The sequence below is a fragment of the Pseudomonas sp. 22526 genome, assembly GCF_052044735.1.
GTDB classification, from domain to species: domain Bacteria; phylum Pseudomonadota; class Gammaproteobacteria; order Pseudomonadales; family Pseudomonadaceae; genus Aquipseudomonas; species Aquipseudomonas piscium.
Genome location: NZ_JBQENK010000010.1, coordinates 174,772 through 184,222, shown reverse-complemented (window position 1 = coordinate 184,222; position 9,451 = coordinate 174,772). Strand labels below are relative to the sequence as shown.

At 62.9% G+C, this 9,451-nt stretch carries 9 protein-coding genes; 5 read left to right on the top strand and 4 right to left on the bottom strand.

Going from position 1 to position 9,451, the window contains the following annotated elements:
• Positions 1-45 precede the first annotated feature (45 nt).
• A complete protein-coding gene (locus ACTJKT_RS17315; protein ID WP_009046223.1) occupies positions 46-363 on the top strand; it encodes a tetratricopeptide repeat protein in 318 nt (105 codons plus the stop codon).
• A gap of 157 nt (positions 364-520) precedes the next feature.
• On the opposite strand, the gene ACTJKT_RS17310 is transcribed toward ACTJKT_RS17315, so the two are convergent.
• From ACTJKT_RS17310 to ACTJKT_RS17300, 3 genes are all read right to left on the bottom strand, one after another.
• Entirely contained in the window at positions 521-760 is a 240-nt protein-coding gene (locus tag ACTJKT_RS17310; RefSeq protein ID WP_440787921.1) for a PilZ domain-containing protein, read from the bottom strand.
• A 70-nt stretch (positions 761-830) separates the two neighbouring features.
• A complete protein-coding gene (locus ACTJKT_RS17305) occupies positions 831-1,718 on the bottom strand; it encodes a lysophospholipid acyltransferase (RefSeq protein WP_023967681.1) in 888 nt (295 codons plus the stop codon).
• Between the two features lie 190 nt (positions 1,719-1,908).
• Complete coding sequence (locus ACTJKT_RS17300; RefSeq protein WP_440787920.1) at positions 1,909-2,469, bottom strand: DNA-3-methyladenine glycosylase I; 561 nt, start codon at positions 2,467-2,469, stop codon at positions 1,909-1,911.
• A gap of 81 nt (positions 2,470-2,550) precedes the next feature.
• Between ACTJKT_RS17300 and glyQ the strand changes: the two genes are divergently transcribed.
• The 4 genes from glyQ (at position 2,551) to ACTJKT_RS17280 (ending at position 6,952) form a co-directional block, all read left to right on the top strand.
• Positions 2,551-3,504: a glycine--tRNA ligase subunit alpha gene (gene glyQ, locus ACTJKT_RS17295; RefSeq protein ID WP_003177094.1), complete on the top strand. Its 954-nt coding sequence runs from the start codon at positions 2,551-2,553 to the stop codon at positions 3,502-3,504.
• On the top strand, positions 3,501-5,555 hold the full coding sequence (glyS, locus tag ACTJKT_RS17290) for a glycine--tRNA ligase subunit beta (protein WP_440787919.1): 2,055 nt from the start codon (positions 3,501-3,503) through the stop codon (positions 5,553-5,555). The genes glyQ and glyS overlap by 4 nt, the downstream gene beginning before the upstream one ends.
• 7 nt (positions 5,556-5,562) lie before the next feature.
• A complete protein-coding gene (gmhB, locus tag ACTJKT_RS17285; RefSeq protein ID WP_440787918.1) occupies positions 5,563-6,096 on the top strand; it encodes a D-glycero-beta-D-manno-heptose 1,7-bisphosphate 7-phosphatase in 534 nt (177 codons plus the stop codon).
• 85 nt (positions 6,097-6,181) lie between these two features.
• Complete coding sequence (locus ACTJKT_RS17280) at positions 6,182-6,952, top strand: lysophospholipid acyltransferase family protein (protein ID WP_440787991.1); 771 nt, start codon at positions 6,182-6,184, stop codon at positions 6,950-6,952.
• Between the two features lie 170 nt (positions 6,953-7,122).
• On the opposite strand, the gene ACTJKT_RS17275 is transcribed toward ACTJKT_RS17280, so the two are convergent.
• Positions 7,123-9,441, bottom strand: a complete 2,319-nt coding sequence (locus tag ACTJKT_RS17275; protein ID WP_440787917.1) for a CHASE2 domain-containing protein — start codon at positions 9,439-9,441, stop codon at positions 7,123-7,125.
• Positions 9,442-9,451 lie beyond the last annotated feature (10 nt).

Genomic DNA, 9,451 nt, shown 5'->3' with positions numbered 1-9,451 from the left:
CCCGCGATAACGATCCCGCTGACTCCCCTTATCTCGAGGTGCCCCATGCTCGAATCCCTGGAAAAAATGCTCGCCAAGGGCATGGATAACTCGCTGCTGCGCTTCGGCCTGGGCAAGGGCTATCTGGATCTGCACGAATACGCCAAGGCCGCCGAGCACCTGCAACGCTGCGTCGGTTTCGACCCCAAGTATTCGGCGGCGTGGAAGCTGCTGGGCAAGGCCTACCAGGGCCTGGAAGACTATCCGGCGGCGCGCCAGGCCTGGGAGCAGGGCCTGGAAGCGGCCCGCGGGCATGGCGACAAGCAGGCGGAAAAGGAAATGACGGTGTTTCTCAAGAAACTCGAGCGCCAGACCAAAGGCTGACTGTAGCCGCTGCCGAGTGAGCGAGGCTGCGCACGAGGACGCAGTCCTCGCTGAACCTGCGCACCAGGATTGCCTGGCAGATCGCAGCGCCTGGTTTTACGACCGCTTCGCGGTCGATCGCAGCCTCGCAGGCTCGGCAGCGGCTACAGGCACGGGCTCAGAGGTAACGCAGGCCGATCCCCTCGGCATCCACCAGCACCACCTCCATCTTCACCCGCGGCGCGTTCATCGGCAGGCCTTGCACCTGGCCGTAAACCACCGCGCCCTTGGGCAGCGCCGCCAATGCCGGGTGCTGGACGTAGACCCCGCTGGCAGACAGGTTGCGCGTCTGGCCCAGGCACTCGCCGAAGCTTTCGTGCTGGATCTTGATCCTCAGGGATTTGCGCGAATCGGGCATATGCTGTGCTCTGCTTCAGCCTTTGTGGATAACCTTGGGCGAAAGGTTATCCACAGATCGTGCCAGGCGGTCAGTACCAGCGTTCTTCGCCGGCCGGACGTTTCTTGAAACGCTTCATGCTCCACATGTACTGGCTCGGATAAGCCCGCACATAGCGCTCGACCACCTGGCTCATCGCCGCGCAGGAGGTTTCGGTATCGGTGCTGTACATCGCATCCGGCGCGGCTTCGAGGATCACCTTGTAGCCCGAACCGTCGGGCAGGCGCAGCGCATGCAGGAACACCCCGACCGCCTTGCCGCCGGCGAGCATGTTCGGCACGAACTTGCTGGTCAGCGCCTTGGTGGCGAAGAAGGGCACGAAGATCCCGGCGGATTCGGCCGGTTCCGGGTCGGCGGGAATGCCCACCGCACCACCTTTGCGCACTTCCTTGATGACGCTGAGGATGCCTTCCTTGGTGGACGGCGCCACGCGGTTGCCCAGCTGGACCCGCTGTTTCTGCAGCAGGTCGTCCACCGCCTTGAGCTTCGGCGGGCGGTAGAAAATGATCGGTTTGCACTGGCTGCAATAGAAGTGGTTGAGCACTTCCCAGTTGCCCAGGTGGCTGGTGATGCCAACCACGCCCTTGCCCGACGCCAGCGCCTCTTGCAGCACCTCGAGGCCTTCGACTTCACGCACCAGGGCGATCGAGCGCTCGGCCGGCCAGATCCAGGCGCAGGCGCTTTCGGTCAGGGACTTGCCGATGTCTTTCAGGCTCTGTCCCACTAAACGTTCGCGCTCGGCAGCGTCCATCTGCGGAAAGCACTTGGCCAGGTTGATCCGCACCACATCGCGGGAACGGTTGGGGGTCTTCCACATGATCCAGCCGATGGCCGAACCGACGGCCTGCACCGCGCGCCAGGGCAGCAGGGCAAACAATCGCAGAGCGCCTACCAGCAGGGCGCCTTTAAACTTATCCACAGGTGACTCCTGATATCCGGGTCATGAACCTTGTCGCAAGCCGGTTATTCTAACCGGCCATCACAGGCTATGTGAAAACGTCGCGAGTGAAGGCAAGACAAGGCAAAAACAGGCGAGGAAGCGGAGTTTAGGGGCCTAAATGAGCATTCCGAGCCTGTTTTTAACGCCGTATTGCCGAACGCAGCAGTTTTCACACAGCCTGTGGAGCGAGGATGGCGTAGCGATCGCAGTCCCGAGTGTGATCCATCACCATGCCCGAAGCCTGCATCAGCGCATAACAGATGGTCGGACCGACAAAGGTGAAGCCGGCCTTTTTCAGACCCTTGCTCATCGCCTCGGCCTCTGGGGTCACCGCCGGAACCTCGCTGCGGTCCTTGAAATGATTGACCCTGGGCACCCCGCCGACGAACGACCAGAGGAATGCCACCGGGTCCTCCAGCGCCATCCAGGCCTGGGCATTGCGCCGGGCGGCAGCAAGTTTCAGGCGGTTGCGGATGATCCCGGGATCGAGCATCAACTCGTCGATTTGTGCATCGCTCATCTGCGCCACGCGTTGCACATCGAAGCCGAACAGCACCTGGCGATAACGCTCGCGTTTCTTCAGGACGGTGATCCAGGACAGGCCGGCCTGGAACCCTTCGAGCAATAACAACTCGAACAAACGCTGCGCATCGCGTAGCGGCACGCCCCACTCCTGATCGTGGTACGCCATGTACAGGGGATCTTCGTTGCACCAAAAGCAGCGTGGCATAAGGCTCCAGTGGGCGTGCGCACAACTGAATCGGGTATACTCCCGCTCTTTAAATCGCAGCCCAAGTAACAGGTGAATTTCGTGAGCCAGCCTACGCCAGCCGTGCGTACCTTCCAAGACTTGATCCTCGCCCTCCAGCAATACTGGGCCGAGCAAGGTTGTGTGGTACTTCAGCCCTACGATATGGAAGTAGGCGCCGGCACTTTCCATACCGCCACGTTCCTGCGCGCCATCGGCCCGGAAACCTGGAACGCCGCTTATGTGCAGCCCAGTCGTCGCCCGACTGACGGCCGCTACGGCGAAAACCCGAACCGTCTGCAGCACTACTACCAGTTCCAGGTGGTCTTGAAGCCGAACCCGGAAAACTTCCAGGAGCTGTACCTGGGCTCGCTCAAGCACGTCGGCCTCGACCCGCTGGTGCACGACATCCGTTTCGTCGAAGACAACTGGGAATCGCCGACCCTCGGCGCCTGGGGCCTGGGCTGGGAAGTCTGGCTCAACGGCATGGAAGTGACTCAGTTCACCTACTTCCAGCAAGCCGGTGGCATCGAGTGCTACCCGGTGACCGGCGAGATCACCTACGGCCTGGAACGCCTGGCCATGTACCTGCAGGGCGTGGATTCGGTCTACGACCTGGTCTGGGCCGATGGCCCGTTCGGCAAGGTGACCTACGGCGACGTGTTCCACCAGAACGAAGTGGAGCAGTCGACCTACAACTTCGAACACGCCAACGTCGAGAAGCTGTTCGAACTGTTCGATTTCTACGAAAGCGAAGCCAAGCGCCTGATCGAGCTGGACCAGCCGCTGCCGCTGCCGAGCTATGAAATGGTCCTCAAGGCCTCGCACACCTTCAACCTGCTGGATGCCCGTCGCGCGATCTCCGTGACGGCGCGTCAGCAGTACATCCTGCGTGTGCGCACCCTGGCGCGTTCCGTTGCGCAAGCCTACCTGCTGGCCCGCGCCAAGCTGGGCTTCCCGATGGCAACCCCGGACCTGCGTGATGAAGTGTTGGCTAAGTTGGAGGCGGCACAATGAGTGCGCAAGATTTTCTGGTTGAACTGGGCACTGAAGAACTGCCACCCAAAGCCCTGAACACCCTGGCCGAAGCCTTCCTGGGCGGTATCGAAAAAGGCCTGCAGGCCGCCGGCCTGAACTTCGAGGCCAAGCATGTCTACGCTGCGCCACGCCGCCTGGCGGTGCTGATCAGTGGCCTGGCCACCCAGCAGCCGGATCGCAGCATCAACCTCGACGGTCCGCCGCGCCAGGCCGCCTTCGACGCCGAAGGCAACCCGACCCAGGCCGCCCTGGGCTTCGCCAAGAAATGTGGCGTGGACCTGAGCGAAATCGACCAGAGCGGGCCGAAGCTGCGCTACAGCCAGAGCATCAAGGGCAAGCCGACCACCAGCCTGCTGCCGACCATCGTCGAAGACTCGCTGAACGACCTGCCGATTCCGAAACGCATGCGTTGGGCTGCGCGCAAGGAAGAGTTCGTGCGTCCGACCCAATGGCTGGTGATGCTGCTCGGTGATCAGGTCATCGACTGCACCATCCTCGCTCAGAAAGCCGGTCGCGACTCCCGTGGTCACCGCTTCCATCACCCGGAAAGCGTGCGCATCACCTCGCCGGCCAACTACCTGGACGACCTGCGTGCCGCCTACGTGCTGGCCGACGCCAACGAGCGTCGCGAGCTGATCAGCAAGCGCACCGAAGAACTGGCGCGCCTGCAGGAAGGTACTGCCATCGTTCCAGCCGATCTGCTGGACGAAGTGACCGCTCTGGTGGAATGGCCAGTGCCGCTGGTGTGCTCGTTCGAGGAGCGTTTCCTCGAAGTGCCGCAGGAAGCCCTGATCACCACCATGCAGGACAACCAGAAGTACTTCTGCCTGCTGGACGTCGACGGCAAGCTGCTGCCGCGTTTCATCACCGTGGCCAACATCGAAAGCAAGGACCCGCGCCAGATCATCGAGGGCAACGAGAAAGTCGTTCGCCCACGCCTGACCGACGCCGAGTTCTTCTTCAAGCAGGACAAGAAACAGAAGCTCGAAGACTTCAACCAGCGCCTGCAGAACGTGGTGTTCCAGGAGAAGCTGGGCAGCGTCTACGACAAGGCCGAGCGCGTCTCGAAACTGGCCGCGTTCATCGCCCCGCGCATCGGCGGCGACGCCCAGCGGGCCGCTCGCGCGGGCCTGCTGTCGAAGTGCGACCTGGCCACCGAAATGGTCGGCGAGTTCCCGGAGATGCAAGGCATCGCCGGTTACTACTACGCCCTCAATGACGGCGAGCCGGAAGACGTCGCCCTGGCGCTGAACGAACAGTACATGCCGCGTGGCGCCGGCGCCGAGCTGCCAAGCACCGTCACCGGTGCCGCCGTGGCCATCGCCGACAAGCTCGACACCCTGGTCGGCATCTTCGGCATCGGCATGCTGCCAACCGGCAGCAAGGACCCGTATGCGCTGCGTCGTGCCGCGCTGGGCGTGCTGCGCATCCTGATCGACAAGAAGCTCGACCTGGACCTGACCGAAGCCGTGGCGTTCGCCGTCAGCGCGTTCGGCGGCAAGGTCAAGAGCGCCGGCCTGGCCGATCAGGTCCTGGAGTTCATCTTCGACCGTCTGCGTGCCCGTTACGAAGACGAAGGCGTGGATGTCGCCACCTACCTGTCGGTCCGTGCCCTGAAGCCGGGTTCGGCCCTGGACTTCGACCAGCGCGTGCAGGCCGTGCAGGCCTTCCGCAAGCTGCCGGAAGCCGCCGCGCTGGCCGCGGTGAACAAGCGCGTCTCGAACCTGCTGAGCAAGGTCGAAGGCAGCGTGCCGACCACCGTGGAAGCCAAGTACTTCGACAACGCCAACGAGTTCTCCCTGTACTCGGCGATCCAGCAAGCGGACCAGGCCGTGCAGCCAATGGCCGCGGCGCGTCAGTACAGCGAGACCCTGGCCCGCCTGGCCGCCCTGCGCGAGCCGGTCGACGCCTTCTTCGAGAAGGTGATGGTCAATGCCGAAGACGCCAACGTGCGGGCCAACCGCTACGCGCTGCTGGCACGTCTGCGGGGCCTGTTCCTCGGTGTCGCCGACATCTCGTTGCTGGGGTAAGGCATACGTGAAACTGCTGATTCTCGATCGGGACGGAGTGATCAATTACGACTCCGACGCTTACATCAAATCGGTGGAGGAGTGGATTCCACTCCCCGGCTCGGTCGAAGCCATCACGCAGTTGAGCAAGGCCGGCTGGACGGTAGCGGTCGCTACCAACCAGTCGGGCATCGCTCGCGGTTACTACGATGTCGCCACCCTCGACGCCATGCACGAGCGCCTGCGCGCTCTGGTGGCCGAGCAGGGCGGCGAACTCGGCCTCATCGTTTACTGCCCCCATGGCCCGGACGAAGGCTGCGCCTGCCGCAAGCCCAAGCCTGGCATGTTGCAGACCATTGCCCGGCACTACGAAGTGGATCTGGCTGGTCTATGGTTTGTGGGCGACAGTCTCGGTGACCTGGAGGCCGCAAAAGCCGTCGACTCTCAGCCAGTTTTGGTAAAGACCGGGAAAGGCGAAAAGACCCTGGGGAAAACCCTACCGGTAGGCACCTTGATTTTTGACGACCTGGCGGCAGTTGCCGCTGAACTTATCCACAATTAGAGAGTTCTTCTGACATCCTGGCCAAGGACTGTTCGGGGGTGCGCTTTTTTAGAGGCGGGCAATGCCCGCAACGGTAAACGCCGCTATGTCGATCCTGCAGGCAATCAGAACCTTCTTCTTTTACCTGCTGCTGGGCACCAGTTCGTTGCTGTGGTGCTCCCTGAGCTTTTTTATCGCGCCCTTCCTGCCGTTCAAGGCGCGCTATCGCTTTATCAACGTCTATTGGTGCCGCTGCGCGTTGTGGCTGACCAAGGTGTTTCTCAAGATCGACGTGGAAGTGAAGGGTGCGGAAAACATCCCTGAGCGCCCTTGCGTGATTGTCTCGAACCACCAGAGCACCTGGGAGACGTTCTTTCTCTCGGCCTATTTCGAACCGCTGAGCCAGGTGCTCAAGCGTGAGCTGCTGTATGTGCCGTTCTTCGGCTGGGCCATGGCCATGCTGCGTCCGATCGCCATCGACCGCGACAACCCCAAGGCCGCGCTCAAGCAGGTCGCCAGCAAAGGCGACGAGCTGCTCAAGGACAATGTCTGGGTACTGATCTTCCCGGAAGGCACCCGGGTGCCTTACGGCCAGATGGGCAAGTTTTCCCGCAGCGGCAGCGCCCTGGCGGTCAATGCCGACTTACCAGTGCTGCCAATAGCGCACAACGCCGGCAAATACTGGCCGAAGACCGGCTGGGTCAGACACCCCGGCACCATCACCGTGGTGATCGGTGCGCCGATGTACGCCGAAGGCTCCGGACCACGGGCCATCGCCGAGCTCAACGACCGGGTCGCGGCCTGGAATGAGCAGGCGCAGCGGGACATGGGTTCGCTGCCTCCGGTAGCCGCGGCGCCGGACAAAATGGCCATCTGAGTTTCTGTGGATAACCTGTGCACCGTTTTAGCGGAAATCGCTATATAAAATTCGTAAATTTATGATTTATATACATATTTTATAAACCCATAAAATTCCGAAAAACGTGCATAAGTTTTTTGGATGCGAAAAAACCGGCCTGGTGCCGGTTTTTTTTCGCCTGTCGATATTCAGTCTGTGAGCAAGGGTAATTGCAGGCTGAAAGTCGTCCCCTCGCCGACCACGCTACGGCAGACAATCCGCCCTTCATGCCGGTCGACCACCGCCTTGACCATCGACAAGCCAAGCCCCAGGCCTTCGCTGCCCTGGGCCGAGGCGAAGCGCTGGTACTGCACGAACAACTGCGGCAGATCATCGGCCGCAATGCCTTTGCCCTGGTCGGTGATATCGCAGATCAGCCAGCCTTCCGTGCAAGCGACTTGCACGCGGACAGTCGAGCCCGACGGGCTGTACTTGATGGCGTTCTCCAGCAGATTGAACAAGGCCCGGGTCAGCAGGGACTGATCGGCCAGCACCATGCCTTCGGCATCGTCGTCGAGGTCATGCACCAGCTGGATGTTTTTCAGCTGGGCGATGGTCATGGCCTGGTCGAACGCATCCAGCACCAGCATGGCGAACATGCTCGGCTGGAACTGATAGGCCTCGGACTCGGCTTTCGCCAGTTGCACGAAGGCTTCGGTAAGCCCCAGGGCGCGACGCACCTGCAGTTCGATCTGGCTATAGATCCGCGTGTCGCCCGAGCCCTGGTGCCGCTGTACATCAAGCAAGGCCAGGATCGCCGAATGGGGTGCGCGCAGGTCATGGGACAGGAAGCGCAACAGGGTTGCCCGCTGCTGTTCGGCATCCCGTTCGAGACTCAAGTCGGTGAGGCTCAGCAGCCAGCCGATCGGGGTATCGCTGTCGATCGGCAGCAAGGGTGCCAGGTCCACACGCAGACTGCGCTGTTCGATATCCCGAAATTCCAAAGGCTGCAGTTGCGACAGGGCAGGGCGTTCTCCGTCCTGCAAACCGGGATAACCCAGGCCCGCCAACTGCTGGACCAGATCCTCGCCGATCAGCGCGTTGCCGAACACTTCGCGGGCGTTGCGGTTGGCCAACAGCACGCGGCCGTCCGGATCGCTGATCAGGGTGGCCACCGGCAGGTATTCCAGGCCGTCGGCAATGAATCGGCGGGTGTCGCGGGTGCGGCTCAAGGCCTGCTCCAGAGCCACGATCTGCCCCTGCAGCACATCCCCGACGGGGGTCTGGGTGCGCCGGCGTTCGGGCAATACCTTGGGTTCGCTGTCCAGGCGCGCCAGTTCCCAGCCGAAGTAGGCCAGGATCACGCTCAGGCGACGCCAGTTCCAGATCAGGTAGGCCAGCAGCATCCCCAGCAGGCTGGCCACCGGCGGCCACCACAGCCCCAGGCGCAGCAGCCCGGCCGAACCGAGCAGGGCCGCCGCCATGCAGGCCAGGGTCAGCCACAACGCATGCCGCGGCCGTACCAGCAGCAATCCCAGCAGGGCCGCCACCAGCAGCACCGACAGCGCCGCTGCCGGCCATTGGCCCAGGGCGACGATAGTGCGCTGCTGCAACAAACCATTGAGCAGGTTGGCCTGGATCTCGATACCCGGGGTGGTGCCGACGCTGGCCGACTGCGGGGTGACGTAACGGTCGCCCAGGCCGGGGGCGGTGGTGCCGATCAGGATCAGTTTGTCGCGCAACAGCTCCGGCGGGACTTCACCGCGCAATACGCTGACATAGGGAACGCTGGGGAACCCGGCCTGGGCGCTGATGAAGGGGATGCGTATTTCGTTGCTGCGCAGCCAGCCCTGGGTGATCTGCGCGCTGTCCGAGCCAGGCATCGACAGGGCAGTGCCCGCCGAGTGCGCCTGTTGATAAAGCAGCCAGGCCAATTGCCCCTTGGGCGCCTGCGGTGGGCCTTCGCGCAGATAGACACTGCGGACCGTACCGTCGGTGTCGGCTTCGGCATTGATATGGCCGACCGCCTTGGCGCACTGGTTCAACGGCTGCACCGGCTCGATCTCACCCAGTGGCTGGCCGTAGCGGGCCACGCTCTCGCGCAGCAGGGGCAGGAATACCTGGCCCTCGCGGCAGATCGCCTGGGCCAGGCGCTGATCGTTCTCGGGGACGCTGTCAGGTTCGCTGAAGATCACGTCGAACAGCACGCCCTGGACCTTGGCCGCCGTCAGCCGATCCAGCAGGTCGGCGTGCAGGGTACGCGGCCAGGGCCACTGGCCCAGCTGCTGCAGGCTGTAGTCGTCGATGGTGATCAGCAGCAGGCGCGAATCGACCGGCAGCGGGCTGAGCCGCCGCAGGTTGTCATACAGCAGGTTATTCAGCGCCAGCCCGTGGCTCAGCGACAACAGGGCGGTCAAGGGCAGCAGGATCAGGCTGACCCATGCCCATTCCCGCACCAGACCGCCAAACAGTCGCTGGGCTTGCGTCGGCTCCCGGCCCTCGGGTCGGCGCCAGCGCCTCACCGACAAACCGCCGCGC

Excerpts from the sequence above, each read along its gene's own strand:
- ACTJKT_RS17315 (WP_009046223.1), top strand. The coding sequence starts at position 46 with ATGCTCGAATCCCTGGAAAAAATGCTCGCCAAGGGCATGGATAACTCG.
- ACTJKT_RS17310 (WP_440787921.1), bottom strand. The coding sequence starts at position 760 with ATGCCCGATTCGCGCAAATCCCTGAGGATCAAGATCCAGCACGAAAGC.
- ACTJKT_RS17300 (WP_440787920.1), bottom strand. The coding sequence starts at position 2,469 with ATGCCACGCTGCTTTTGGTGCAACGAAGATCCCCTGTACATGGCGTAC.
- glyS (WP_440787919.1), top strand. The coding sequence starts at position 3,501 with ATGAGTGCGCAAGATTTTCTGGTTGAACTGGGCACTGAAGAACTGCCA.
- ACTJKT_RS17280 (WP_440787991.1), top strand. The coding sequence starts at position 6,182 with ATGTCGATCCTGCAGGCAATCAGAACCTTCTTCTTTTACCTGCTGCTG.